This window comes from Delftia sp. WY8 (assembly GCF_018437695.1).
GTDB classification, from domain to species: Bacteria; Pseudomonadota; Gammaproteobacteria; order Burkholderiales; family Burkholderiaceae_C; genus Comamonas; species Comamonas tsuruhatensis.
In genome coordinates this window covers 154,068-180,648 of the sequence record NZ_CP049795.1, presented here as the reverse complement: position 1 = coordinate 180,648, position 26,581 = coordinate 154,068, and the positions used below count along the sequence as shown (strand labels likewise).

Below are 26,581 nucleotides of genomic sequence, written 5' to 3'. Positions count from 1 at the left end.
GACGTGAAACGGGCGTCCGCTGCCTGGTGGCCGGGGACGCCCTCGAGAGTATGCCTTGGTCCATCCCCTGAACAGGGGATGTTTTGGCGCCGCAACCACGCCTTTGGCGCGGTCCGGATGCAGGTCAATCGCGCAGCAGGTCGTTCAGGCTCGTGGTGGAGCGTGTCTTGGCATCGACCTTCTTGACGATGATGGCGGCGTACATGCTGTAGCGGCCGTTGTCCTTGGGCAGGTTCCCCGACACCACCACCGAGCCGGCGGGCACGCGGCCGTAGCTGGTCTCGCCGGTCGCACGGTCATAGATGGGAGTGGACTGGCCGATGTACACGCCCATGGAGATCACCGAGTTCTCTTCCACGATCACGCCTTCGACGATTTCGGAACGCGCGCCGATGAAGCAGTTGTCCTCGATGATGGTCGGGTTGGCCTGCAGCGGCTCCAGCACGCCGCCCAGGCCCACGCCGCCGGACAGGTGCACGTTCTTGCCGACCTGGGCGCAGGAGCCCACGGTGGCCCAGGTGTCGACCATGGTGCCTTCGTCCACGTAGGCGCCGATGTTCACGTAGGAGGGCATCAGGATGGCGCCCTTGGCCACGAAGCTGCCACGGCGGGCCACGGCCGGAGGCACGACGCGCACGCCGGTGGCGGCGATCTCGGCCTCGGTCATGCCGGCGAACTTGGTGGGCACCTTGTCGAAGAAGTTCAGGTCGCCGGACTGCATCAGCACGTTGTCCTTGAGGCGGAAGGACAGCAGCACGGCCTTCTTGATCCACTGGTGCACGGTCCACTGGCCCACGCCTTCGCGCGTGGCCACGCGCAGCTGGCCGTTGTTCAGGGCTTCGATCACGTGGTCCACGGCCTCGGTCACTTCCTTGGGCGCGGCAGCGGGGGAGAGGCTGGCACGGTTGTCCCAGGCGGTGTCGATGATGGATTGCAGCTGTTGCGTCATATGGCTTTGGTGATCAAAGGGTTTGTGAGGAAAGGGGTGGCCAGGCGTGGCTCAGCGCTGGCGTGATTCTATGAATTGTGCAATGCGCTGGGCCGCCTCCAGGCATTCGGCGGTCTCGGCCACCAGGGCCATGCGCACGCGCCCGGCGCCGGGGTTGCGGCCATTGGCCTCGCGCGCCAGGTAGCTGCCGGGCAGCACGGTCACGCCGGTGGCGGCATACAGCTCGCGTGCAAAGTCGGCGTCGTCCAGGCCCAGCGATTCGGGAATGCCGGCCCACAGGTAGAAGCTTGCGTCGGGCAGGCGCACATCCATCACGCGCGCCAGCACGGGGGTGACCTGGTTGAATTTTTCGCGGTACAGGCGGCGGTTTTCCTCGACATGGGCTTCGTCGCCCCAGGCCGCGATGCTGGCCGTCTGCACCACGGGGCTCATGGCGCCGCCGTGGTAGGTGCGGTACAGCAAAAAGGCCTTGATCAGGGCCGCATCGCCCGCCACGAAACCGCTGCGCAGGCCAGGCACGTTGCTGCGCTTGGACAGGCTGGTGAACATCAGCAGGTTCTTGTAGTCCGTGCGGCCCAGGCGCTGCGCGGCTTCCAGTCCGCCCAGGGGAGGCGTGCCGTCGAAGTAGATCTCGCTATAGCACTCGTCGCTGGCAATCACGAAGCCATGGCGGTCGGACAGCGCAAACAGCTTTTCCCATTCGGCCAGCGGCATCACCGCGCCCGTGGGGTTGCCGGGAGAGCACACGAAGATCAGCTGGGTCTTTTCCCACACGTCGGCGGGAACGCTGTCCCAGTCCACCGCGAAATTGCGCGCGGCATCGCTGGGGGCGTAGTACGGCTGGGCGCCGGCCAGCAGGGTGGCGCCTTCGTAGATTTGATAGAACGGGTTGGGGCAGATCACGCGCGCGCCGTCCTGGCTGGCGTCCACCACGACCTGGGTGAAGGAGAACAGGGCCTCGCGCGAGCCGTTGACCGGCAGCACCTGGGCGGCGGCGTCCAGCGCAATGCCGTAGCGCTGGCGCGCCCACTGGGCGCAGGCTTCGCGCAGCGCGGGCTCGCCGGCTGTGGCCGGGTACTTGGCCAGGCCGCCCAGGTCGGCGCTCAGCGCCTGTTCGATGAAGGGCGGCGTGGCATGGCGGGGCTCTCCGATGCCAAGGCTGATGGGGCGCACGCCCGCCGGTGGCTGGACCCCGGCGAACAGTTTGCGAAGACGCTCAAACGGGTAGGGCTGGAGTCGGGAGAGCAGGGGATTCATGGGCTCGCATTATGGATTGATGCGCTTTCGGCATGCCGTTGTCACAGGGGACTGCGGGTCTGCACGCTGGCTTTTTTGCATTCTGTTACCTATTCTGGCATGGTCTCGACTGGGGCCATGCCAACTCGTGTGGCGGGGCCTCGCAAACGGTGAATTCCAGATACCAATGACAAGAGAGGCAGACAGCTATGCAGGCAGGCGCTGGCATGGAAAAAGATGGAAGCAGGCATCGTAAGCATACATCCGGCCCAGGTGCCGGCTTCCTCGTATGCACGGTGTGGGCATTGGCGGGACCGGCGCTGGCGTTGGTGGCCGATTCGATGGGCCTGGGGCCCTGGGTTTGGGCAGCCTTGCTGCTGTGGGCCGGGTTGCTGCTGGGCGGCATGCACAGGCTCTGGTCGCGGGTGATCGGCGAGCGCGAATTGCTGCAGCAGGCCATGCAGGGCATCGCCCAGGGAGACCTGAGCCAGCGCGTGGCCGTGGAGGCTGCGGCCTCCCAGGAGGGCGCAGGCGACGTCCAGACGCCCAAGGCCTTGCTGGGCGGCATGGTGACCTCGCTGTCTGGCATGGTGGCCGATGTGCGCAGCAATGCGGCCCTGGTGGCGCAGGCCGGGCAACAACTGGTGAACGAGCACCAGGCACTGTCCGATCGCACCGAACTGCAGGCCACCAACCTGGCCCAGACCGTGGTCAGCGTGGAGCAGCTCAGCAGCGCCGTGCAGCACAACGCCGACGTGGTGGGCGTGGTCCACCACCAGGCCAGCGCGGTGCGCGGCGCGGCCGATGAAGGCGTGGTGGCCATGGGCCGCGCCGTGGAGTCGGTGGAGACCATTGAAAGCAGCGCCGGCCGCATGCGCGAGATCATCGGTGTGATCGACGGCATTGCGTTTCAGACCAACATCCTGGCGCTGAACGCTGCCGTGGAGGCGGCGCGTGCGGGCGAGCAGGGCCGCGGCTTTGCCGTGGTGGCCAGCGAGGTGCGCTCCCTGGCCGGCCGCTCGGCTGAGGCGGCCCGCGAGATCCGCCACCTGATCGGCGATGCGCTGGCCCAGGTGGAGCACAGCACCGAGTTGATCCGCACGGCCGGACGTGGCATGGAGCGCGTGACCGAAGGCATCCGCCAGGTGGCCGAGCACATGGGCGAGCTCTCGCAATCGACCGGCAGCCAGAGCACGGGCCTGGCCGAGATCAGCCGCGCCGTGCACCAGATCGACGAGATCACCCAGCACAACGCGCAGATGGTGGGCCACGCGCTGGACCAGGCACGCGCGCTGCAGCAGCGCGCGCAGATGCTGTCAGGGGCGGTGTCGCGCTTTCGGCTGCAGCAGGGCACGGCGGAGGAGGCCGTGGCCCTGGTCGAGTCGGCCCTGGGCCTGGCGCGGCGCGGAGTGGCCACCGAGGCACTGCTGGCCGCCGTGAACGACCCCGGCCAGCCCTTCCATGACCGCGATATGTACGTTTTCGCCCTGGCCGCCGACGGCAGCTACCGCGCCTTTGGCGGCAACCCTGCGCGTGTGGGCGTGCGCGTGCAGGAGCTGCCAGGCGTGCGGGGTGAGCAGCTGCTGGCCGACATCATTGCCCAGGCCGAGCGCGGCCCAGGCTGGGTGGAGTACGACTTCAGAAACCCTGCCACGCAACAGGTACAGACCAAGATGTCCTTCGTCTGCAAGCATGGCGGGCTGTACTGGGGATGCGGCGTCTACAAGAGTCTGGCGCTGGCGGCCTAGCCTTGGCCTGGAAGGCAGACTGCCGCCTGGCGGGCTTCACTGGCACGCGTTCGGCGATGAACCGCCGCCCGCGCGCTGGGCACGTGCGCGGGCCAGGATGGCGGCGATGGTGGCCTGCTTGCTCTCGGCCACGGGAGGTGCGGGGCAGGGTGCTTGAGGGCTGGCGTCGTCGGCTGCTGCCTGCTCTGCCTGCGCAAGAGGCGTCGCTGCCCGGCTTGCACTCAAACGCTCGCGCTCCACTTCACGCTCGCGGTGCAGCACATAGCGCTGGCGCGCATGCTCGGCCTGCTGGGGGCTCCAGGCAGACCAGCCTGTGGCCGGGCCGCTGGCGTTGTGCAGTTCGATGCAATCGACCGGACACACGGGAATGCACAGTTCGCATCCCGTGCAGTGGGCTGCGATCACCGTGTGCATGAACTTGTTGGCCCCCAGGATGGCATCCGTGGGGCAGGCCTTGATGCACAGGGTGCAACCGATGCACCAGGCCTCGTCGATCACGGCCACGGTGCGCGGGGCTTCCATGCCGTGCTCGGCGCTCAGCGCAACAATAGGCCGACCCGTCAATGCGGCCAGCCGTTCCACGCCCGCAGCGCCGCCCGGTGGGCACTGGTTGATGCCAGCCTCGCCCGAGGCCACGGCCTGGGCGTAGCTGGCGCAGTCAGGGTAGCCGCAACGCGTGCACTGCGTCTGCGGCAGCGCGGCGTCTATGCGCGCTGCCAGATCGTCGCGGGCGAGCATGGCGGTGGAGGACATGGCGTGGCGGGCTTGCTCGGGAATCAGCCTGCCTGCACCTTGGCGCCACGCTTGCGTGGCTGCTCGGCGGCCGTTGGCGCGTCATCGCTCAGGCTGCTGGCATGGCCTGCAGCGCTGGCGGCGGTGGCGCTCTCGGGCTGGTGGGTGCTGATGAATTCGCGCACCTGCGGATAGACGATCTCTCGCCAGCGGCGGCCGCTGAAAATCCCGTAGTGTCCCGCGCCCGGCACTTCAAGGTGCCTGCGCTGATCCGCGGCAATGCCCGTGCACAGATCGTGCGCAGCCCGCGTCTGGCCGGAGCCGGAGATGTCGTCCAGCTCGCCCTCGATGGTCAGCAGGGCGCTGCCCTTGATGTCCTGCGGGCGCACCAGTTCAACCTTGTCCTCGGGCGAACGCACTTCCCAGGTGCCATGGACCAGCTTGTAGTCCTGGAACACCGTGGCGATGGTCTCGAGGTAGTAGTCGGCATCCATGTCGAGCACGGCGTTGTACTCGTCATAGAACTTGCGGTGGTGCTCGGCGCTGGCGTCGTCACCCTTGATCAGGTCCTTGAAGTAGTCGTAGTGGCTCTTGGCGTGGCGATCCGGGTTCATGGCCACGAAGCCCGAGTACTGCAGGAAGCCGGGGTAGACGCGGCGACCCACGCCCGGATAGCCTTCGGGCACGCGGTAGATCACATTGTTCTCGAACCACTCGAAGCTGCGGTTCTGCGCCAGGTTGTTCACCGAGGTCGGCGAGCGGCGCGCATCGATGGGGCCGCCCATCATGGTCATGGACAGCGGAGGCGTCTCGCCACGGCTGGCCATCAGCGACACGGCCGCCAGCACCGGCACCGTGGGCTGGCAGACGCTGACCACATGGCACTGGCCGTACTTGCCCTGCAGGTAGCGGATGAACTCCTGCACATAGTTCACGTAGTCGTCGAGGTGGAACTCGCCATCGGCCAGCGGCACCAGGCGGGCGTTCTTCCAGTCGGTGATGTAGACCTTGTGGTCGCCCAGCATGCTTTGCACCGTATCGCGCAGCAGCGTGGCGTAGTGGCCCGACAGCGGCGCCACGATCAGCACCACTGGCTGGCTCAGCATGGTCTGCAGTGTCTCGGTGTCGTCGGAGAAGCGCTTGAAGCGGCGCAGCTCGCAAAACGGCTTGTCCACTTCGACCCGCTCGCGGATCGTCACGTCCACGCCGCCGACATCGACGCTGCGCAGGTTGAACTCGGGCTTTTCGTAATCCTTGCCCAGGCGGTAGAACAGGTCGAACCCGGCGGCCATGCGCTGGGACATCGGACCTTGGCTCAGCAGCGAGTGGGGGTTGCTGTAGAGCTTGGCTGCAGCCTGCGCGAAATCGGCAAAGGGCTCGACCATGGCGCGCTGGATTTCGTAGAGCTGATAGAGCATGGATACAAGGGGTTGTTTGGATTTGTTGCAGTGCAATATATCAGCAGCACGCTAAGAAAATTGGTAGTAAAACCCCTCTAATACTGTCGCTTAAGTGATAGCTTGACTGATGGTTGTAAGCTGGCGGCCGCCCAGCCCCCGGCATTCCTGCAATGCAGTGCGGCGCGCTAGGCGGCAAGCGCCGCTTCGGCCGGTTTGGTGCGCGCAAGCCGCATCACCTCTGAAGGCGGCAACTGCTTGAACTGGTGGTTGCTCCACACCTGGCGCCAGCGCCGCGCACCTGCCAGCCCGTTGCGCAACCCCAACATATGGCGGGCTATCGAATACCAGTGCGTGCCGTGCGTGCGCGCCTCTCGCTCCATGTAGGCCACCATCTGCTCCTCGATGGACTCGCGCGTGTGCTCCACGCCAGCATCGCCGTAGTACAGCGCATCCCACGAGGCCAGCCACCAGGGGTTGTGATAGGCCTCACGCCCCACCATCACGCCATCGACCTGCTGCAGCAGCTCCTGCACGGTGGCGTCGGCCTTGATGCCGCCATTGATGGCAATGGTCAGCTGCGGAAAATCCTGCTTGAGCCGGGCCACGATCTCGTAGCGCAGCGGCGGGATCTCGCGGTTTTCCTTGGGAGACAAGCCTTTGAGCCAGGCATTGCGTGCGTGAACGATGAACACGCGGCATCCCGCATCGGCCACCGTGCCCACGAAGTCACGCACGAATTCGTAGCTCCCGTCCTTGTCGATGCCGATGCGGTGCTTCACCGTGACAGGCACGTCCACCACATCCACCATGGCCTTCACGCAATCGGCCACCAGCGGCGCCTCGTTCATCAGGCAGGCGCCAAATGCACCGCGCTGCACCCGCTCGCTGGGGCAGCCGCAGTTCAGATTGATCTCGTCATATCCCCACTGCGCTCCCAACCGCGCAGCCTGCGCCAGATCCGACGGCTCGCTGCCGCCGAGCTGCAACGCCACCGGATGCTCCTCGGCCTCGAACCGCAGATGCCGTGGCACATCACCGTGCAGCAGTGCGCCCGTGGTCACCATCTCGGTATACAGCAGGGTATGGCGGCTCAGCAGTCGGTGCAGGTAGCGGCAGTGCTTGTCAGTCCAGTCCATCATGGGTGCAACGGACATGCGCCACATGCTGGCAGGTGCTTGGTTTTCTACGTTTGTCATTGATCTGATTGGGTTTTTTGCTCTGGCGTCGTTGCCTGGTTCTTCGCCATCCAACCCCGTTTTTGCTGACTTTCTCGCTGGCTTTGCCACATCCTTCATCTGTCGCAAAACAGATGGAACCATCACTTCACGCAAGCGCGCACACGGCTTGCTTGCTCGCTTGCCTGCACCGCACAGATCCGGCTGATGGAGAACGGCACGTTTGTCCACCGCGAAAGCCAGGCCTACCGTCGGAAAGTGCTGGCCAATGAGTGGCTGCGCAGGCGCGAGCACGAGATGGACCAGGAGCACGCTTTTGGCCAGGCGCCAGGCCGTGCACAAGAAAATTTCAGTGGGGGAGCTACTGCGGGATTATGTCAGTGCGGTCAAAAACGTGACTGAGTGGGGCCGTTGCAAAAAGGCCGGCATCGCGCGACTGCAGGCCTCTGGTCGGGCCGACCTCCAGGCCGCCAAGCTCACGGTGCAGGATCTGATGGGCCACACCAAGCAGCGGCGCACGGAAGACGACGCCAGCCCGCCGCCGTGCTCAATGACATGGTGTGGCTGCGCCAGGTCTTCCTGCATGCTTCGGCCGCGCGCGGCATTGATGCGCCGCTGCAGGTGCTGGACCGCGCCAGGCTCAAGCTGCTGCGCACTCGGGTGCCCGCCTACGCGGCAGGGCTTCAAGCGTGGCCGACAAGACTGCCTTGAATCCAAATGAGAGCTCTGCCTGGAGCAAATTTCATCCATTGCGCGAAACTGGGGTAATGTTAGCTAGATGTAAGTGAGTGGCGAGAAGCGGATAAATTTGATCTTCATTCATTTGGTGTTGGTAAATAATTTCTATCTGCACATTGCCTTTCGATGGCATATTGGCGAGGCCATGCATCGAATAAGACAAATGGAGGCACGCCAAATGAATGTTAGAGAGAGGCAAGAATCACTCGCTCCGCAATCGCGGTTGCAAGCATTGATGGTTGATTGCGAGGTGGAAGATTTTTCAGGGTTGGGCCTGTTGCTCGGTCAGGCTGGATATGATATGCGAATGGCGGCAAGTGCGCCGGAAGCGTTGGCTGAGTTTGCTGGTGGACGAATTGACTTGTTGATATGCAATACGCGTGTAATTGACAAGGATGGTGGGCAGTGGCTGGAAAATCTCGTTGGGCAGTCCCCTGATCTGTTCGTGATTTTTCTTTCGGAATGCAGTCCCGTGGCAATTACGAAAGGCCTTGGTCGGTTGCTGGGCTTGCACCGCCATATAGTCAAACCTTGGAATAGTGAGCAATTTTTGGCTGTCATTGAGCAACTGAATGATCAAAAAATTACACGCTATGAGAATATTCGGCTAGAGCAAAAAAATAGAGCGCTGACGAAGGAGTTGGCAGAACTAAATGCAGCTGTTGAGCTGACTGCCCATGAGCATGACGACGAATTGTTGGAGGCGCATAGGAAACTTAAAAAAAGCTTCGTCGCATCGATCCGAATGTTTTCAAATCTGCTTGAGTGGCGAGGGGGGATACTTGCCGGACATTCAAGACGCGTTGCGGATCTAACCCGCCGAACCGCAAGTATTATGCAGCTAAGTGAAGCAGAGCAGCAGAATGCTTTTGTCGCTGCGCTCATTCATGATATCGCTCATATTACTCTTCCCGATGGGATGTTAAGCAAGCCCGTCCCAAGTTTAAGTCATGAGGAACTGGATAAGTATAGAAACCATAGCAGTTTGGGAGAGCAACTGCTTCTGTCGATAGATGATGCGCATCTTGTCGCTACTCTCGTCAGGTCTCACCATGAGCGATTCGATGGAGCAGGTTACCCTGATGGCCTAAAGGGGAAGGATATTCCAATAGGTGCTCGCATAATAGCGGTTGCTGATTTTTACGATGACCTGATGGTGGGGCATTTGAGCAGTAAGCCGCTAACTTGCGCAGAGGCAAGAACGCTCATTTCGCATAGTAGAGGAGCACAATTTGATCCAGAGGTTGTGGATGCTTTCTTGCAAATTGTGATTCAGGCGACCCCTGCTCCCGACCCGGCTCCAATTAATGTCCCCTGTTCGGAACTGAGGCCAGGGATGACTTTAGCTCAAGACTTCGTATCGAGGGAAGGCTTGGTCTTGCTTACAGCAGGTCGAGTTTTGACGCCAGAGTTGATGCGCAGAATGCAATTGCGTGTTGATCTTGGTCGAAAGTTTCCAATTCGTGCTGTAGCGACGGCTGTTTGATTGGATTGAATAATTATTTTGGTCTGGACTTGATCCAGTTTTTTATAGCCTTCGCTCTCTGGTTGTTTTTGAGAATTTGAGTAGAATTTCTCCATTGGTTGTAATTGCTTGTTTTTCTGATATGTCAGCTATAAGTGAAGGCGGTACTTCTGTTGAATACAGCTTGTTTTTGCTTATTCTATATAAAATCCTCGTTTTTCCGACTATGAATTCATCTCCTTTGATTATTCCTATATACCGGCCATTTTTTGTATAGGCTTTCCACCATCCGCCTTCGATCATTTTATGCCTCGCTGTGCTGTGATTTATTATTGGCGCCACCATGCCAATTCTTGAGCATGAAATGTTATTATGAAAGCCGCCCGATATTTCAATTGATGCAAAATTTGACAAAGTAATTGATTTTGATAATTTATTATCAAAATCGCGCCTGGCAAGAGTAATATCTGGATATACGTGGAAACACGGATGGTCACTTGGCGTAAATCTCGACGTCGTGCCTACCAAGGCTGCCACCTTCGGCAGGATGAGCAAGGAACACATGCAGGCGCCGCAGTGGGAGCGCATCAAGTGGGATTGCTGGAGCCGGTCCTCGCTGCGCGTCCGTAGGACTCTCGCCACCGGAATCTTGCCCAGGGACCGACAGCCTGCAGCCTGTTGCTGGCACACCATGACAGCTCTGAAGCAACAGGAGCAATGAATGGCGATTTCAGAAAAGATCCAGGACCTGCGCAAGTGGGACGACTCTCGCAAGGGATTCACGGGAGAGCATTGGCTGGTGCTCGGTGCCGGCCTCTTGGCGCTGCGCCATGCCCGGCGTGCGGAAAGTGGCATGGGCCGCCTTGTGAGTGGTGCGCTGGGCACGGCATTGATAGCGCGCGCGGCCACGGGCCGCGACGGTGTATTGGGAACGGCAGGACGATTGGCTGCAAAGCCCACCCTGGCCGAGCGCCTGCTGATCGCCGCGCGCCGCCTGTAGACGCCCGGACAAAGGAAAGGCCCGCAGTTGCGGGCCTTGCTTTTTCAGGTCAGGCCTGCATCAGCGCTGGCGGCGCATGCGGCGCATGCCGAATATTGCCAGCAGGGCAGACATCAGGATGGCGCCCCATTCGCTGAGCGTGGGAACGGCTGCTGCGCCGCCTGTTGGGGCTGCTGCCAGCACGGGCACGAGCGGATCGGCGATCACGCCCGCCGCAGGGTTGGTGTCACCAGCGCCGTTGTCCGTGATGGTGTAGGTCACCGTGGTGCGCGCGCTGTCCACGATCACGTTCAGCGCGGTCGCAGGGTCAAACCAGCCGCCGACACCATCGGGCTTGCGGAACTGCACGCCTTCGGGGAGAGCGCTGGGATAGGTGAGAGTCATCGTCACAGATCCGGTGCAGTTTTCGGCGCTGAAAGCGAATTGTCCGCTGGGCGCTTGCAGGTTCGGTGGGGTGGAGGTCACAGGTCCGAAGCCGCCGCCAGGTTGCAGCGTGCAAGTGGTGCCGCCGCCGGACATCGTGGCAGACGGTATGCCGGTCATGCCAGGCACGCTGCCGGGCGCGCTCACCAGTTGCAGTTTGCGTGGCGTGGCTTGTGTGCTTGCAGAGGCTGCACCGGTTGTCCCGTTGGAGGCTGCGACCGTGAAGTTATAGGTGAAGCCATTGCTCAGGCCAGCCACGACGATGGGGGATGTCGTTCCTTGCTGAGTGATCACGCCAGGCGCACCGGGCACGGCCACGGGGGTCGCGATCACGGTATAGCCTGTGATGGGCGCGCCGCCATTGGAAGCAGGTGCAGTGAAGGTTACCGTAGCCTGCCCGTCGTCTGCAGCGATGTTGCCGATGGTGGGGGCTCCGGGTGCCGCTGCATTCACCATGAAGGTTTGAGACACCTGTGATGCAGGCAGGTAGCTTGCGTTACCACTTTGGTTCGCATCAACGGTGCAAGAGCCTGTGTTCACAAAAGTCAGCGTGCCGCCCGTGGTGACCGTGCACACCGCAGTTGTGTTTGCGCTGAAGGCCACCGGCAGGCTGGAGCTGGCCGTCGCGGTCAGTGTTGGCGTTGTGCCGAAAGTTTGGTCGCCGGGGTTTGGGAACGTGATGTTCTGGTTTTGCTGTCCATTCACCAGTACGCCGGTCGTGGCGCCTACGTTCGCCAAATTCAGCACAACGTTGGCGCCACCGCTCGTCATCGTGCTCCCGTTGAGATCGATAGCGGTTCCTAACGACACTCCATTTGCGTCAACATCACCTGGCTGCACGGTATATATGAAGGTCAGGGCGGAGCTGTTGCTGCCACCGACGAAGTTCGCTTGCCGCAGAGTTGAACCAATCGTCAAAGGAATTGAGGGCGTGCCGCCAGCTGTGACGGTCACGGGAGCGCTGTAGGTCACAGTGAACTGCAGGCTCTGTCCAGCACTATAGGTTCCGTCGGGGGGGACGCTTACTGATTGCACTGAGGCGGCAGGAGCTACAAGCGTGTAGCTCAGCGTGGTTTGGCAGGCTTTGGAGTCTGTGATGGTCACCGAATATTGACCGGGAGCCAGTCCTGTCGCGGTTGCCGCTGCGCCACCGGAGGGGGTCCATGAGTAAGTGTAGCCAGGAGTCCCCCCTGTCGCGACAACTGTTGCGCTACCGTTGTTGCCTCCAACGGGATTGATATGCGACTGTGTGCCTGACAATGTTTCGGGCTGTCCAACGGTCGTAGACGCTGTTCCTTGCAGGCCGTTATTGTCAGTAACCGTAACTGTATAGGTGCCTGCTATGAGCCCTGTTGCGGTAGCGTTTGTGCCTCCAGAGGGACTCCATGAGTAGGTGAAGGGCGCAACACCGTTCTGGGTGATTTGGGCAGTGGCCGTGCCGTTGTTTGCCCCGTTACAAGAGGCATCGGTGTGGGACGCGGACAAGGTCAGCTGTGCGCTTGCAGAGCCGGTGTAGGTGACAAGAGCAAAGATGCCGCCTAGCACCCATGTGCGGAAAACCCCAGAAGACATGTTGTTCCCTTACTTTGGAGATCGGCGCAATCTCTCTAGCTCTGTTTGCTGAACTTTTGTTTGATGACCAAACGCGCTGCAAATTGTATGAATTTGTGTATATTGTGTCTATCACTGAAACTTGGTAGTTACTCCGGCTAGGCGGCCTGGCCCTGCGGTGGTCGTCCCAAGCCTGCCAGCTTCGAGGGATGAGCACGGAATACAGGCAGTTTCCGCAGTGGGAACGCATCAAGCTGGACTACAGGGCCGGCATCAAGGGCCTGAGGCAGATCGCAGCAGAGCAGAACATCAGCCAGGGGGGCGATCCGCAAGGCGCTGAGCGTGATGACTGGAGCTGGGTGCTGTCGGAGCGCATCCAGGACAAGGCCGAGCAGTCGGTACGCAAGGAGGCAGTACGCAGCGAGGTCTGCGCGGAACGCAGGGCGTCCGAGCGGCCCACGGCCCTTGTGCGCTCACCGCGACGGCCAAGAAATACGGCAGGACTGAGAGCCATTATTCGAACTCTTCGGCGCCCGAGGAATGATCGTTTCTGAATGGCAGGCTTCGCTTGAGAATAGATCCGCAGGTGGTGATGACTGGACAAAGCGTCAACTTCCGGAGGGTGCTCTGAGGCTATATTCCGTCTGCGGGAAGCTGCGTTCGTAACTTGAACGCATGCGCCTGGGAGGGCGTTTCATGCGTGCGCCTGAAGCTGTGTCAAGGCTTGCGATAAATATTCAGAGGAAATTGGCAATGGGTATCGCTTTTCGTCAGACTGAAATCAACATCAAGATTGCCAAGAAGCAAGGCAAGGAGATTTCCAAGCTTCTGCAGGACAAGGGATGGATTGCAGAGGATATGCCGTTGGATGCCGCAATGGCAGCTATTGGCTGGCATGGAAAATATCAAAAAACTCTGCTGATAATTGATGAGATTGATGTTGATAAAATAACCAAACAGGTATCCGAACAGTTCGAGGCTCTGGCTTCTTTTGTGCGAGATGGAAGCTTCGTCCGCTTTGAATCAGAGGAGAGCAGTAAAGACTACGCTCTATGTGTTTTCGAAGGGGGCAAGGCTCATGGCTATGGATGGTTGGGAACCCATGAAAAGACCGCAGTGGTTGCCGCCATCGGAACTGTGCCCAGCGGTCCATGGAATGAGTATATTCATGACGAATCGCCTTCCCGAGAGAAGCTGACAGATCACCGCTATTGGGCGGTGATGGCCTGGAAAATGGCTGAGTACATTCAGTTCATTGCTCAGAGTTCCAATAGCTTCAGCGCCAAAGATAAGGAACAAGCTTATTGGATCATCCGCGCTGGTGAGGCCGCCAGAACCACTTTACTGGGGACGCGTCCTTTGCTCGTTCAGGATATTCAGATGTATGAGAAGGATGTGAGTCAGATTCCGCGGCTCATTGCAAGCGACTTGCATGAGGTGAAACTGCGCTGGTTAAAAGGGCCGCGTAAGAAGTTAGCAGCGTTGGATTTTGACATCAATGCTGGTGAATTGCAGGCGCTCCTCCGCTACCGTGATACATTTGCGCCGACGAAAGAGTTCTTGGTTGATGGACAGGAGGGTGTATATCAACCGGAAGTGCTTGAATTCTTAGAATGCCTGCGTGATGCGTCTTGGTTTCAGCAGCTTTGCAAGCTGGCGAAGGATGGCGATAAACGTACGGAGGTCATTCTGGAGTTTCACGGGTGGATGTCCGATGTAATGGAAACTGCCGATCTGAAGGAGCTTTTGTTTAAACTGCATTGGATTGCCTCCGCTGACAAGGGAAGCGCTGCCCTCGTTCCTGGTGTGAGCAGTGAAGAGATTTCTTCGTATATGGCTGGCGAAATCTACAACGCAATGCAGAGAATCAGCCAACTGGCCGCAATAAAGTAGGATGGCGGAGAGGCTGCTTTTGTCGGTGAAAGCACTTTGCTATCAACCAGCCTTGCGAAGCCTTGGCTCGCATGCGCCAGCACTGTCTTGCCAAGACTGACAGCCTCGAGGGAGTTCCGTCCGCGAGGTAGTGCATACCGCAGACCCCCTAAAGCGCCGCCGATGGCGGCATTGACCTGTTCGAGCTTGGCGTTATCTCCATCAATGTACCTCATGATGGGCGGCGGCGATGGCCCTGCTAAACGCGATCAAGTGAGACCGTGAATCAGAAGATGGATTAGCGATGCGCCTCCGGAATCGGGAACGGCAGAGCCCGTCCGCTGGAATTAATGCTGCGGATTCTTGCGCCAAACGCGAATGTTTTCTTGGTTGAAAAACTCAATCATTAATTTTTTGTTTCTGTTGACAATGATTGACACTTTCAATCATTTCACTTGTGCGCACCTTGCGCTCAGGTTCAACGGAACTTGTCTGATGAAGTTTTCCCTTTGGCGATGTCTGGGTGGAGCAGGCTTGGCCCTCATGCTGTCCTCCAACGCAGCGGCCCAGTGGTCCTATCCACCGGGCAGCTCTCTGGTTGTCCCGCCGGGCGGGGCCGTGGACCTGTCCTGCTCTGCGCTGGACATGCAAGGAACCCTGGACCTGGGAGGCGCGCTGACCGTCGATTCTTCGGCTACGTTCGCAAGTACCGCCGCCATCACCAACAGTGGCGGAACGCTGTCGGTGGGTGGTGACCTGCAGATCAACGGATCACTGAATGCCGGCAACAACACGATCGAGCTGCGCGACGGCTGCGATCCGGGCAACACCAGCCAGCTCAGCGGCACCCTGGTCGTGCAGAACCTGACCATCAGGAGCAGCACGGGCCGCACCTTTGTGCTGCCTGTCGGGGCAAATATCACCGTGCTCGGGACGCTGACCGTCGAGGGAGTGCCTGGTCAGCCTGTGGTGCTGCAGGCTGCCAGCGGCACTGCGGTCATCAACCTGGGGCCCGGTGCGACGGTGGTACGCACCAATGCGACGGTTCCGCCCACTGTGCAGATCGGTGCAGGTCCCGGCCCATCGGCTGCGGCCATTCCCACACTGAGCGAGTATGGGTTGGTCCTTCTCTCTGTGCTCATGGGACTGGCGCTTTGGCGTCAGCGCCGCACTGCACAACGTTAGCCACTACACATTCAGACCATGAAAACCATGAAATTCACGCTGCGCTCTGTCTCTTTCGCCGCGGCCATCGTCTTGAGCGGCGCTGCAGTGGCGGCTCCTGGCGGCGCCGACATCACCATCACACCACCGGCCAATGGTGGATTCGTCATCAAGAACAATGCAGGCAATGCAGAGCGGCTCCGGGTGATGGAAACAGGCGATGTATATCTGCCCAACCTGTCCAATACAACGGAGGCTGGCAGCGTGGCCTGCTATGACGACGCGACGGGGCGGCTGGGCAAGTGCGCAGCAGGCGCGATTGTGGGGAACCCGGGTCCAACGGGAGCAACCGGAGCGACCGGTGCCACAGGACCGGCGGGCGCGACCGGAGCCACCGGCCAGGCAGGACCGGCGGGCCCCACAGGTCCGATTGGCATTCAAGGCCCAGCGGGCCAGACAGGCGCTCAAGGCCCCATTGGTGCCACGGGCCTTCAAGGTCCGACGGGGGCGCAGGGTGATATTGGCTTGCCTGGTCCCACAGGTCCCGCAGGCCCTGCAGGCGCATCGGGTGGTAAAGCCATCATGAGCAGCAGCGCGAAAGGCATGGCGTTGACAACGATTGCGGGCGGCTTGCCCGGCAACGTTGCGGTCTTGCCGATGAATGGCTACGTTCCTGCTGCTGCAATGCAAAGTCTTATTGGTGGAAACCTAGACCTTACAGCACAGCAAGCAGCAGATGGAGTACCTCAATCATTTCCAGCTGATGGTGTGATAACTGGATTGACTGCGCAAATCCAGAACACCAGTGCATTGAGTTTGGTTGGAACTACTATCTCATTGCAGGCGCAACTTTATACATCCGTGGGTAATGTATTTTCGCCAGTGCCAGGAGCGGTATGCACAATGGCTCCTAGTTATACGGGGATTCTTACTATAGGTACTATTTCGAGCTGCATTGTTACTGGGTTGAGTATTCCTGTTACGTCTGGTACAAGAGGGGTTTTTGTAATTTCAGCAAATGCTTTTGGTCTTACTTTGGTAAATACTGTGAATGTCGTAGGGGGGGCATCGCTTGTAATGCAATAAAAGCCTTGTTTTAGTATTCACTGTGCTCTCAGATGCTGAAAAGTGTCTGAGAGTTTTTATTGAAAATTTCCTAAAAAGATTTCGATAATATTGCCGGGGTGTGGTTTTGATGAGAGAAGACAACGGGAACGTGTCGGAGCCGCACACAGGTCGACGATATTCCGGACAAGTGGCTAGGTACTGCAGTAGAGGAATGCTGCGCTGGAGGCATCAGCGAATCGTCACTACTGGGATATCTGCGTGGGCCAAGCCCGGAGCAAGCAGCTAACGAGCTATACGGTCCTTTTGCCTCGACTTGTCGATGCGTCTTTCTGCTGAAAGGCTTCTGAGCTTGCTAGGTCTGCCCCTCATCGGTCGGCACATTCAGACAGCCGGATCTAAGCACAATTAGAAGCGCAACTGAGCGAGCGATGCTGCATAGTTGCTACAGATGGTCGGGGGTATTCCTCTAAGTTACTGTCAGATAATGATTCTCTTCAAAGGTCAATTCAGTCCATCCTGGGCGCAACGGACATGCGCCACATGTTGGCGGGTGCTTGGGATTCGCGGTGTGTCATTGCTTCGATTGAAGTTTCTGCTGCGCATGCGCTTTTGTGCTTTGCACCATCGCACGCCTGTCTTTGCTTGCAGGTGACAGGTGAACTGCAGCCATGCATCGCGCGGTTCCGATCCCTAAGAAGGCGGCCAATCCATCTGTCGCCAGCCTGGGCAGGATGGTCGCCGTGCGGCGGCAGCGGCGCCGTAGAGGACGGTGGCCGCCGGTTCGGTCAAGGAGCAGGGCGCAGGCAATCCTAAATTGTGTTAGGGAGGGTAAAGACGTGGCCTGTCCGGGGCTGGCTGGACTGGGTCATGGTGCAAAGCCGCTCAACAGAGGTGCGGCGCGGTTATCAGGTAAGCAAGGATGGCAGTGCACACACAAGCCAAGGCAACCATCAGTCCCAGCCACATGCCTTTGCGGGCGAGCATTGCCTCGTCCTTTGCACGGGCGGCCTCATTACGGTAGAAGGCGGCTTCTTTTTGCGCTTCCATCGCGCGATTTCGTTCTGCCCGCAGTGCAGCTTCCGAAGCTATCGCGCTGCGCCTGGCGTACTCGGTTCTTTTGTCTTCGCGCTCTTCCTGTTCCCTTCGCCGCCCCTCCAGCATGTGGCTGAACGGCGTCGATCCTGTTATTTGTTGGCGGGGTGGGGTATCTACCCCGCTGGGTCGTACTTTGAGCAGTATGGGTTGAATTGGAGTACTTTTTTTGGTGGGGCTGTCTGGTGTTTTTTGAGTTTTTATCTCGTTATCTGGTGTATTTTTGGAGATGGGATTTTCTGAAACCTTGATATTGATTTTAGGGTTTGATGTGGTTGGTGTAGATTTGCTGATTTTCGCGTTGAACTCTATGAGGGGGATCCCTGGTGAAACATGGGTTTCCCGGGTCTTATTGTTTGCATGGCTGGAGGGCTTTGAATTTTTTGATGCGATATAGGAATGGTTTGATATTTGGTCAGGAGTTTTTACTCCATGCGGGTAGGAATGGAGAAACGAAGCATATTCAAAGCCACCTGAAGCCTGCTGCTGGAATAGATTGATATCTTTCGGCGGTGATGGTGATTGCGATGAGCCTTTTGAGCTTGATGTTGCCGATTGGAGGTCAGGTTCCGGAAGGCTCTGTGGCGATTGGGCAGTTTCATTCCCGAGAATTTCTTCAGGCGACAAGGCAGAGATGCTTGCATTCAAGGCCGCTCTCATCCTGTCCAGGGCTTTGTGATCACGTCCTGCGATGGATCCACTCGGGCCTGCGGCCTGTAAGCTGAGATCAGCAGGAGGAGTGGGGCTCTGCCCAAGATGATTTTTGGGCATGTTGCTTTCCGATTCTCTGTCTTCTTGCAACTTTTTCGGATCTGTCATTGCTCTCTCACGGTCTCAGATGTGATCAGGCTATTGTGTCATCCCGGCCGCTTGGGCCTATGCCTCTGCAAGGCAATGAAGCACTTGCCGGTCATCCTTGTCCTTGGCGCAGTCAACGGGCCTGCGGCGCCCTTGACGGCATCAATACTCGGTGTTTCTGAACTTGGCAGCCGACGCAATGACGATGTGCCAATAGCACCTCACTCGTCCGCGTTGTTTCTGCCCGGCCCCTTCACCGGCCCACGCCCTTGCCCAGCGACAGTATTTCGCTCGCATGGACGATGGCCTGGGCGATGTCTTCCACCGAGCTGCGCCGGCTCATGGCCTGGGCGCGGATCATGTCGTAGGCCTGGTCTTCGTTGATCTGGTGGGTCTGCATGAGGATGGCCTTGGCTTCGGCCACGCGGCGCTGGCCCAGCAGCTTGGCCTGGAGCTTGGCGATGCGCTGCTGCTGCTGGCGTGATTCCTTGTGGTTTCTGCGCGCCAGCACCAGGGTGGACAGCAGGCCGAAGGAGCGGATGGGCGTGGGCAGGATGGCCTGCACTTGCAGTTCCAGCACGGCGGAGACGATGGTGGGGTTCTCGTAGTTGACCACGGCGATGGCGGTGGGCGGGCTCTCTCCCTCGCCCTGGGTCCAGGTGTAGTTCAACTGCAGGTGGTCGGGGCGAACGGCCAGGAAGACCACGTCCGTGCCTTCGGGCAGGCTGGGCTGGGGCGGCCAGATGGCCTGGACCTGGCAGCCTATGCGCTGCAGTTGCTGGGCCAGCAGTCGGCCGTCCGCGTCGTCGGGGTGGACGACGGCAATGCGCAGCTGGCGCAGTTCCTTGAGCTGGGGCGAGGTGGCGCGCAGCAGCGGCTTTCTTTCCAGCAGCGGCCGGCCTGTGGCAGCGCTGCCGGTTTCCTTGTTCGGTGCGGCATCCACGCTCAGTTCTCCAGGGCACCGAGGCTGGCAGTCCAGTCGCCCAGTGAATGGGTCACCAAATAGGGGTCGGGCGAGACGGCCCGGGTGGCTTGGCGCACGATGGTGAAGCCGCCTTGGGCATTGGCGCGGCCCACGCGCGGGTACAGCCAGGTGTGGTGGTTGCCGGGATCGAGCCGGATGCGGCCCTGGGGCGCGTCGAACTCGCTGCCCAGCAGATGGGGCAGCAGATCGCCGATGCGGTCGCTGCCGGCCTGGCGGAAGGCGTTGGCGAACAGGTGCATCTGAAAGTAGGCGGCTTCCCAGCACAGGTTGGGCCTGCAGTCGTCGCCCAGGCGCTGGCGCAGCCGGGCCAGGCAGCGCGCATTGGCCGGTGAATCGATGGACTGGAAGTAGGGCGCGGCCGTGAAGTGGCCGGCCGCCACGTCGGCACCCATCTGGGCGATCTCGGCCTCGGAGGTGGTGAGGCTGGCAATCGGCATGGTCTGCGGGTTGAAACCCGCATCGGCATAGGCGCGGTAGAGGCTGGCCGTGGAGTCGCCGACCACGGTGGAGAAGATGAAGTCCGGCTGCCTTGCGCGGATGTCCTGCATGATGGCCGCGTAGTCGCGCTCGGTGGCGTCCAGCGGCAGGTAGTGTTCGCCCAGCTTGTCGCTGCCCGGGTGCTGCATGACCAGCTCGCCCATGATGCGGTTGGACTCGTAGGGATAGATGTAGTCCGAGCCGATGAGGTAGACCCGCGCGCCGAAGCTGCTGGTCATGTAGTCGGCCAGCTGCACGCTGTTCTGGTTGGGCGCGGCGCCGGTGTAGATGACATTGCCCGAGAACTCGAAGCCTTCGTAGAGCGTCGGATAGAACAGCAGCCGGTTCCACTTCTCGACGATGGGGATGACGGCCTTGCGGCTGCTGGACATGTAGCAGCCGAAGATGACGTTGATGCCGTCGCGCACGATGAGCTGCTCGGCCAGGGCCGCATAGCGGGCCGGCGTGGAGGCCGGGTCGTAGCGCACGGCGACCAGTTCACGCCCCAGCAGGCCGCCCGACTCGTTGATTTCGTCGATGGCCAGCTGCGCGCCCTGCAGCTGGGACTGGCCGATGGTCGATGTGGTGCCGGTGGCCGAGTAAAGAATGCCGACTCTGACGGGGTCGTTCATGGGTTCCTTGTATGCCAGGTGCTGGCGTGCGTTCTTTGCAGGCTTCAGGTTAATCGAGATTTCCGTGGCGCTTGCCGTGGTCAGCGGCCGGCTGCGAGCCTTGCGCCCATCTGGGACAGCCGCCTTGGCAGATGCCGCGCGTCGTCGGCAATGCCGTAGTTGCGCCCGCCAAAGATGTGGCGCACATAGCCGTCGGCCTGGCTGTCCACGGCCAGGCAACTGATGCGTATGCCTGCGGCGCGGGCCTGCTGCACGGCGTGGCGCGCGTCTTCGATCAGGTAGCGGTCGTCATGCACGTCGATGTCGGCGGGTGCTCCATCGGTGATCACCAGCAGATGGCGCTGGCCGGCAGGCTCGGCCGCCAGCAGGCTGCTGGCGTGGCGCAGGGCGGCGCCCAGGCGTGTGGAATGGCGCCCCTGCAGTGCCTGCAACCGGGTGGCCGCTGCTGCGGCAAAGGGTTGGCCGAAGTCCAGCAGGCGCAGGTAGCGGACCTCGGCGCGCGTGTTGGACGAGAAGGCGTGGATGGCCAGGCGGTCCACGCCGGTCCTGCGGCCTGCACGCGATTCGGCCAGCATGAGGGCCGCCTGTTTCTCCAGCTCCAGCAGGCTGGCGCCGTGGGGGCCGGGCGTGTTGACCGATTCGGAAGCGTCCATCAGCACGAGCACGCTGGTGGGGCGCGGGCCTTTGCCGGCCCGCATGAAAAGGCGAGGTTCCGGTCGCAGGTTCAGGCGGCGGTCCACCTGGACCTCGATGGCGGCATTGAAGTCCAGGTCGTCGCCTTCCCACTGGCGGCGCAGGCGCTGGCGCCGGTCCAGCTGGCGTGCGGGCGGCAGCGGCAGGGGCGGCAGTGCCTGCAGTCGGGAGGTGGCGCCATTGCCCGGCCTTGCTTCGGACTGCCATGCGGGCAGGGTGTCGATGACGGTGCACCAGTCCGTCTTCAGGCGCTCCGACCTGCGGTCCCATTCGGGATAGCTGTGGCGCGACAGTTCCAGGCCTGGGTCCAGGTCCAGCGACTGGCCTTCCTGGGCATCGGACTGCTGTCCTGCGCCGGCCGATGGAGGCGGAGCCCCGCGCGCAGCGTTCTGCTGCAGCGCGAGTGTGTCTTCCTCGCCCTGGGGCGACTCCGGATGCTGCCAGAGATAGCTGTTGTCATCACGGTAGGTGCTGGGCACGGCATGGTGCTGCGGGTCCATGCGCACGCGCATCTGGCCCAGGTCGTTGGCCAGGATGGAGGCAATGGCCCGGAATGCGGCGTAGTCCTCCAGGCCATGGCGCGTGGCGGTGTCCTCGAACAGGTCACGGGCCTTGTGGATCCAGTGGTTGCCGTCCATACGGCCTGGCCACAGCAGCATGCGGTCCAGCCGGGCCATGAAGGCGGCAAAGCCCAGGTCGGATGGGTCGGGCTCGGGCGCGATGCAGGCCTCGAACCAGCGGCGCACGCCAGGGTGCTGCAGGCACAGCAGCCGCTCCACGCGCGCATCTTCCAGTGCGCCCACCACGGCCTGGCCCATGGGCTTGAGGGCGCTGCTGTACTGGCGGGCGGGCGAAAAGCGCAGGTGGGCTGCGGCATGGGCCATCGTCGCTGCGTGCAGGTGTGCCTGAATGGGCAAGTTGGCGGGAATCAGCAGCCGGGCAGGCTGGCTGATCAGCACGGCGCGCGGCGGCAGGGCGTGGGCCTGGCCCGGCGCCGGGGCACTGGCCGGCGTCCTGGCCAGCGCCTGCACGGCGACAGGCTGGCGCGCGAGGCCGCTGGCCAGCAGGCCCAGCGTGTGCAGCAGACGGGACTCTTCGGGCAAGGCAGCGGAGACGATGGCCATGGCGCGCGGCCCTCAGGCGCCGAACTCGGCTTCGACCAGCTGGCGCAGCGCGGCGGCGGTGTCGGGGTCGTCGGTCAGGGCGCTGGTGATGGTCATGTCGCAGCTGTCATGCACCGAGACGCCGTCGCGCATCAGCAGGCCCGCGTAGATCAGCATGCGGGTGGAGGCGCCTTCATCCAGGCCCCGGTGGCGCAGTTCGCGCGTGCTGCGTGCCAGGCTGACCAGGCTGCGAGCGGTGGCCGGGGCAATGCCGGTCTCGTGGGCCACGATGTCCGCCTCGATCTCGGGCGCCGGGTAGTCGAAGTCCAGGGCCGCGAAGCGCTGGCGCGTCGATGGCTTCATGTCCTTGGCGCTGCTCTGGTAGCCGGGGTTGTAGGAGACCACCAGCTGGAAGTCGGGATGGGCATGCACCACCTCGCCCTTCTTGTCCAGCGGCAGGGCGCGGCGCGCATCGGTCAGCGGGTGAATGACGACCGTGGTGTCCTGGCGGGCCTCCACCACTTCGTCCAGGTAGCAGATGCCGCCGTGGCGCACGGCCAGGGTCAGCGGGCCGTCGTGCCAGGCCGTGCCGTCGGCATCCAGCAGGTAGCGGCCCACCAGGTCGGAGGCCGTCATGTCCTCGTTGCAGGCCAGCGTGACCAGGGGGCGCTTGAGCGCCCACGCCATGTACTCCACAAAGCGCGTCTTGCCGCAGCCCGTGGGGCCCTTGAGGATGAGCGGCATGCGGTGCTGGTAGGCCTGCCGGTACAGCTGCACTTCGCGGCCCGAAGGGCGGTAGAAGGGCTCTTCCTCGATGCGGTAGGCCGCCAGCGGGTCGGCGGCCTGGCTGGCAGGAGCGTGCAGCGGGCCTGTGGTTGTTGTCGTGCTCATCTTCACTCTTCACCTTTCCGTGTTCATGGGCGGGCCTGCCCCCGGGCCTGCAGGCTCGGAGGCAGGACGCTGTCAGCGGTGTTTGGGCGCCTCGTGCGGAATGCCTTCGATGGGGCATTCGGGCGTGCCTACGGTGGTGCGCGTGAAGGACTCCACCATCTCGCGCGTGCCCTCGGGATCGTTGACCCACTGGCTGTAGAAGTTGTAGGGGCAGGCGGCCACGCCCTTGTCGCCGTCGCCGGAGTTGATGGTGCCGGTGTAGCCGCGGTGCACGAGCTTGAACAGATGGTTCTGAGACTGGCCGTTCTTGCGCGCATCGCGGATCAGGTGCTTGGACAGTTCGGCGTACTGGATGCCCATCTCCTCCTCGCCGGTCTCGCCCAGGGTGCGGCCGTCGAAGCCGATGATGGCCGAGTGCCCGAAGTACGAGTACACGCCGTCGAAGCCCGCCGCATTGGCCACGGCCACGTAGCAGTTGTTCATGAAGGCCATGGCCTTGGAGACCATGATCTGCTGCTCCTTGGCCGGGTACATGTAGCCCTGGCAGCGCACGACGAGCTCGGCGCCGCGCATGGCGCAGTCGCGCCAGATCTCGGGGTAGTTGCCGTCGTCGCAGATGATGAGGCTGATCTTCAGGCCCTTGGGGCCCTCGCTCACATAGGTGCAGTCGCCCGGGTACCAGCCCTCGATGGGCACCCAGGGCATGATCTTGCGGTACTTCTGCACGATCTCGCCCTGGTTGTTCATGAGGATCAGGGTGTTGTAGGGCGCCTTGTTAGGGTGCTCCTCATGGCGCTCGCCGGTCAGCGAGAACACGCCCCAGACATTGGCCCTGCGGCAGGCGTCGGCGAAGATTTCTGTCTCTTCGCCCGGGATGGCGCTGGCCGTGTCGTACATCTCCTTGGCGTCGTACATGATGCCGTGCGTGGAGTACTCGGGAAAGATCACCAGGTCCATGCCCGGCAGGCCGCGCTTCATGCCTACCAGCATGTCCGCGATCTTGCGGCAGTTGTCCAGCACCTCGGCCTTGGTGTGCAGGCGCGGCATCTTGTAGTTGACCACTGCCACGCCGACGCAATCGTTGCTGCTGGAAATATCTCCGTGTCTCATGCTGCTGCTCCTGAAGGGGTTGAGGGGGCGGCGTGCGGCATCGCTGCCCCTTCGATTCCCGGCCAACAAAAAAAGGCCCGAACCGCTCCAGGTCAGGGAGCGGTTCGGGCCTTGTTGCCCGACATCGGCGCTGGCAGCTTTGGCAGCGGATGTCGTCTTGTCGGTGATGCGGGAATGAACCGGGGCGATGCCTTATCGCCGTGCATGCATTGTTGCCATGCACCCGCCCCGCGCATATACGTCATATGCCGGTTGTGGCGGGCGCGATGCCGTGGTATTTCCCGCGCGCGCTCTGCGCCCTGGTCCCTCAGAAGGACCCGAACATGGTGCCGAGCGTGATCACCAGCACCAGGGCCAGCAGGGGCGCGCCTATGGTCATGATGGCGATGTTGCCGTACGACTGGCGGTGCGTGAGGCCGCAGATGGACAGCAGCGTGATGATGGCGCCGCTGTGCGGCAGGGTGTCGAAGCAGCCGGCCGCCATCACGGCCACGCGGTGCAGCAGCTCGGGGCTGATGCCCAGCTGGGCGGCCATGGCCAGGTAGTCCTTGCCCAGCGTGGACAGCGCAATCGACAGGCCGCCGGACGACGACCCCGTGATGCCCGCCAGCACGTTCATGGCCACGGCCTCGGAGATCAGCGGGTTGTGGGGCGCCACGTTGAGCACGGCCTCGCGGATGATGGCAAAGCCGGCCAGGCTCGCGATGACGGCGCCGTAGCCCACTTCCGAGGCGGTGTTGAAGATGGGCAGCATGGAGCCCAGCACGCCCTTGTTCACCGACTCCTTGAGATTGCGCCAGCGGCCCAGGCCCAGCAGCACCAGTGCGGCGCAGGCCACGGCCAGGGACAGGATCAGCGCCCACAGGCCCGTCTGCTTGGCCGGGTTCACGGCAGGAAAACGGTCCTTGAGGAAGCCGAAATCCATTTGCGGGAACACGCCGTAGGTCAGCAGCGCGTTGACCGCGATCACCAGCACCAGCGGCAGCAGGGCCAGCAGCAGCGGCAGGTCCCGGCGGCTGTGCAGGGCGGGGTCGCTTTCGTCATGCAGGCCCTGCTCGACAGCGTCGTCATGATCGCCGTAGCCTTCGCCCGCCACGCGTGCCTTGGCCGCGCGCGACTGCAGCCACCACAGGCCCAGGGCCAGCATGGTCATGCCGCCGATGATGCCCAGGCCCGGCGCCGCGAACACGTTCGTGCCGTAGTAGGGAATGGGAATGGCGTTCTGGATGGACGGCGTGCCCGGCAGCGCCGTCATGGTGAAGGTGAACGAGCCCAGCGCGATGGTGGGCGGTATCAGCCGCTTGGGCACATGGGCCGCGCGGAACAGCGACTTGGCAATCGGATAGATGGCAAAGGCCACCACGAACAGCGACACGCCGCCATAGGTGAGCACGGCGCAGGCCAGCACCACGGTGAGGATGGCGTGCTTCTCGCCCAGCACGCGCATGATCCAGTGCGATATCGCGGTGGCCGCGCCCGAGTCGGCCATCAACTGGCCGAACAGCGCGCCCAGCAGGAACACGGGGAAGAACTGCAGCATGTAGTTGCCCAGGGCGCCCATGAAGGTGCTGGTGTACAGCGGCAGCATGTGGCCCAGGTCGCCGGACAGCAGCACGGCCACGGCAGCCATCAGGGGTGCCAGCAGCAGCACGGAGATGCCTCGATAGGCCAGGAACATCAGTCCCGCCAGTGAAATCACGATTGCCAGGGTACTCAAATCGTCTCCAGTCCAGTAGTTCTAGTCAAAAAGACAGAATAAAGGTGGATGGATGACAATTTGGCGTAATTGGCGTGCTTTGTAGATGACTTGGCGCAATATGTCGCCACGTTTACCCGTGTTCCCAGGCATTGGCGTGCGATTGCTGCCCCAGACGCCGGTGCTGGCCGGGGGCGTTTCCGACCCGGCCTGTGTGTGCCGTGAACAGCGCTTGATCAGCGCCTGATCACGGGGTTTTCGCCGGGGGAGTTTGCCCGCCGCTTCGCGCACGATGAATCGTTGTGGATGTATCGGCTCTGGGTGTGGCCCGGTGCTCTGCCATGCTTGCGTGTCCGTCACGCCACAGCATTTTTTGCATGGCAGAAAACGCAGGGGCTCCAAGCCGTTTCCCTGTGAAAACAGGGCCTGAATGCCGCTGTAAAACCCTAAGTCTTCTACAAGACTTAAAAAATCCGGCAGGTTCCGCTTAGAATTTTGTATTGTGGGATCGCATTGCAGAAAACGCCGGGGCAGCATGCTGGCGCGACGGGGCATTGCGTGACGGTCCTACAGCGTCAGGCTG

Annotated in this window: 24 protein-coding genes and 1 pseudogene; 9 read left to right on the top strand and 16 right to left on the bottom strand. The window is 61.7% G+C overall.

Annotation, left to right across the window (positions count from 1 at the left end):
* Positions 1–124: 124 nt before the first annotated feature.
* Both dapD and dapC read right to left on the bottom strand, forming a co-directional pair.
* Positions 125–949 carry a 2,3,4,5-tetrahydropyridine-2,6-dicarboxylate N-succinyltransferase gene (dapD, locus tag G4D77_RS00780; protein WP_012205450.1) on the bottom strand — a complete coding sequence of 275 codons (825 nt, stop codon included), beginning with the start codon at positions 947–949 and terminating at the stop codon, positions 125–127.
* Positions 950–1,000: 51 nt separating this feature from the next.
* The gene (dapC, locus tag G4D77_RS00775) at positions 1,001–2,206 is read right to left on the bottom strand and encodes a succinyldiaminopimelate transaminase (protein WP_133073999.1); all 1,206 of its coding nucleotides are present in this window, start codon (positions 2,204–2,206) and stop codon (positions 1,001–1,003) included.
* Between the two features lie 188 nt (positions 2,207–2,394).
* Here dapC and G4D77_RS00770 point away from each other — a divergent pair, with 188 nt between their 5' ends.
* Positions 2,395–3,933 carry a methyl-accepting chemotaxis protein gene (locus G4D77_RS00770; RefSeq protein WP_034363912.1) on the top strand — a complete coding sequence of 513 codons (1,539 nt, stop codon included), beginning with the start codon at positions 2,395–2,397 and terminating at the stop codon, positions 3,931–3,933.
* A 36-nt stretch (positions 3,934–3,969) separates the two neighbouring features.
* Here the strand turns inward: G4D77_RS00770 and rsxB are convergent, their stop codons facing one another.
* The 3 genes from rsxB to dusA form a co-directional block, all read right to left on the bottom strand.
* Positions 3,970–4,686, bottom strand: a complete 717-nt coding sequence (gene rsxB / locus G4D77_RS00765) for an electron transport complex subunit RsxB (RefSeq protein ID WP_154834383.1) — start codon at positions 4,684–4,686, stop codon at positions 3,970–3,972.
* A gap of 23 nt (positions 4,687–4,709) precedes the next feature.
* Entirely contained in the window at positions 4,710–6,083 is a 1,374-nt protein-coding gene (locus tag G4D77_RS00760) for a polyhydroxyalkanoate depolymerase (protein ID WP_016445947.1), read from the bottom strand.
* 167 nt (positions 6,084–6,250) lie between these two features.
* A complete protein-coding gene (gene dusA / locus G4D77_RS00755) occupies positions 6,251–7,228 on the bottom strand; it encodes a tRNA dihydrouridine(20/20a) synthase DusA (protein WP_250134248.1) in 978 nt (325 codons plus the stop codon).
* Between dusA and G4D77_RS00750 the strand changes: the two genes are divergently transcribed.
* The 3 genes from G4D77_RS00750 to G4D77_RS00740 all read left to right on the top strand — a co-directional run bounded on the left by G4D77_RS00750 (position 7,218) and on the right by G4D77_RS00740 (position 9,464).
* Positions 7,218–7,448 (top strand): hypothetical protein, encoded by a 231-nt coding sequence (locus tag G4D77_RS00750; RefSeq protein ID WP_193726253.1) that lies wholly within the window; start codon positions 7,218–7,220, stop codon positions 7,446–7,448. The genes dusA and G4D77_RS00750 overlap by 11 nt on opposite strands.
* A gap of 335 nt (positions 7,449–7,783) precedes the next feature.
* Positions 7,784–7,951, top strand: a complete 168-nt coding sequence (locus tag G4D77_RS00745) for a hypothetical protein (RefSeq protein WP_156493777.1) — start codon at positions 7,784–7,786, stop codon at positions 7,949–7,951.
* Between the two features lie 97 nt (positions 7,952–8,048).
* A complete protein-coding gene (locus G4D77_RS00740; RefSeq protein ID WP_227740753.1) occupies positions 8,049–9,464 on the top strand; it encodes an HD domain-containing phosphohydrolase in 1,416 nt (471 codons plus the stop codon).
* Between the two features lie 42 nt (positions 9,465–9,506).
* Here the strand turns inward: G4D77_RS00740 and G4D77_RS00735 are convergent, their stop codons facing one another.
* Entirely contained in the window at positions 9,507–10,034 is a 528-nt protein-coding gene (locus tag G4D77_RS00735; RefSeq protein WP_154834381.1) for a hypothetical protein, read from the bottom strand.
* 130 nt (positions 10,035–10,164) lie between these two features.
* On the opposite strand from G4D77_RS00735, the gene G4D77_RS00730 reads away from it, so the two are divergent.
* Positions 10,165–10,443, top strand: a complete 279-nt coding sequence (locus tag G4D77_RS00730; protein ID WP_016445950.1) for a hypothetical protein — start codon at positions 10,165–10,167, stop codon at positions 10,441–10,443.
* 60 nt (positions 10,444–10,503) lie between these two features.
* Here the strand turns inward: G4D77_RS00730 and G4D77_RS00725 are convergent, their stop codons facing one another.
* Positions 10,504–11,820, bottom strand: a complete 1,317-nt coding sequence (locus tag G4D77_RS00725; RefSeq protein ID WP_227741038.1) for an IPTL-CTERM sorting domain-containing protein — start codon at positions 11,818–11,820, stop codon at positions 10,504–10,506.
* A gap of 207 nt (positions 11,821–12,027) precedes the next feature.
* A pseudogene (locus G4D77_RS31065) lies at positions 12,028–12,438 on the bottom strand (hypothetical protein); the annotation flags it as partial.
* A 188-nt stretch (positions 12,439–12,626) separates the two neighbouring features.
* On the opposite strand from G4D77_RS31065, the gene G4D77_RS00720 reads away from it, so the two are divergent.
* From G4D77_RS00720 to G4D77_RS30965, 4 genes are all read left to right on the top strand, one after another.
* Entirely contained in the window at positions 12,627–12,971 is a 345-nt protein-coding gene (locus tag G4D77_RS00720; RefSeq protein ID WP_154834379.1) for a hypothetical protein, read from the top strand.
* A gap of 199 nt (positions 12,972–13,170) precedes the next feature.
* The gene (locus G4D77_RS00715; protein WP_227740752.1) at positions 13,171–14,310 is read left to right on the top strand and encodes an SH2 domain-containing protein; all 1,140 of its coding nucleotides are present in this window, start codon (positions 13,171–13,173) and stop codon (positions 14,308–14,310) included.
* A gap of 522 nt (positions 14,311–14,832) precedes the next feature.
* Entirely contained in the window at positions 14,833–15,474 is a 642-nt protein-coding gene (locus G4D77_RS00710) for an IPTL-CTERM sorting domain-containing protein (protein WP_227740751.1), read from the top strand.
* A 27-nt stretch (positions 15,475–15,501) separates the two neighbouring features.
* Positions 15,502–16,539 carry a collagen-like protein gene (locus G4D77_RS30965; protein WP_213757843.1) on the top strand — a complete coding sequence of 346 codons (1,038 nt, stop codon included), beginning with the start codon at positions 15,502–15,504 and terminating at the stop codon, positions 16,537–16,539.
* Between the two features lie 864 nt (positions 16,540–17,403).
* Here G4D77_RS30965 and G4D77_RS00700 read toward each other — a convergent pair.
* From G4D77_RS00700 to G4D77_RS00665, 8 genes are all read right to left on the bottom strand, one after another.
* Positions 17,404–18,432, bottom strand: coding sequence for a hypothetical protein (locus tag G4D77_RS00700; RefSeq protein ID WP_154834376.1), 1,029 nt, complete (start codon positions 18,430–18,432; stop codon positions 17,404–17,406).
* 232 nt (positions 18,433–18,664) lie between these two features.
* Complete coding sequence (locus G4D77_RS00695; protein WP_154834375.1) at positions 18,665–19,354, bottom strand: ANTAR domain-containing response regulator; 690 nt, start codon at positions 19,352–19,354, stop codon at positions 18,665–18,667.
* Between the two features lie 2 nt (positions 19,355–19,356).
* Positions 19,357–20,505, bottom strand: coding sequence for a transporter substrate-binding domain-containing protein (locus G4D77_RS00690; protein WP_016445955.1), 1,149 nt, complete (start codon positions 20,503–20,505; stop codon positions 19,357–19,359).
* A gap of 80 nt (positions 20,506–20,585) precedes the next feature.
* The gene (locus G4D77_RS00685) at positions 20,586–22,322 is read right to left on the bottom strand and encodes a nitric oxide reductase activation protein NorD (RefSeq protein WP_154834374.1); all 1,737 of its coding nucleotides are present in this window, start codon (positions 22,320–22,322) and stop codon (positions 20,586–20,588) included.
* 12 nt (positions 22,323–22,334) lie between these two features.
* Complete coding sequence (locus G4D77_RS00680; RefSeq protein ID WP_133073739.1) at positions 22,335–23,192, bottom strand: CbbQ/NirQ/NorQ/GpvN family protein; 858 nt, start codon at positions 23,190–23,192, stop codon at positions 22,335–22,337.
* 72 nt (positions 23,193–23,264) lie between these two features.
* Positions 23,265–24,302, bottom strand: a complete 1,038-nt coding sequence (locus G4D77_RS00675; RefSeq protein WP_012205469.1) for an aliphatic amidase — start codon at positions 24,300–24,302, stop codon at positions 23,265–23,267.
* A 307-nt stretch (positions 24,303–24,609) separates the two neighbouring features.
* Complete coding sequence (locus tag G4D77_RS00670) at positions 24,610–26,019, bottom strand: GntP family permease (RefSeq protein ID WP_016454628.1); 1,410 nt, start codon at positions 26,017–26,019, stop codon at positions 24,610–24,612.
* Positions 26,020–26,040: 21 nt separating this feature from the next.
* The gene (locus G4D77_RS00665) at positions 26,041–26,553 is read right to left on the bottom strand and encodes a hypothetical protein (protein ID WP_154834373.1); all 513 of its coding nucleotides are present in this window, start codon (positions 26,551–26,553) and stop codon (positions 26,041–26,043) included.
* Positions 26,554–26,581: the final 28 nt, after the last annotated feature.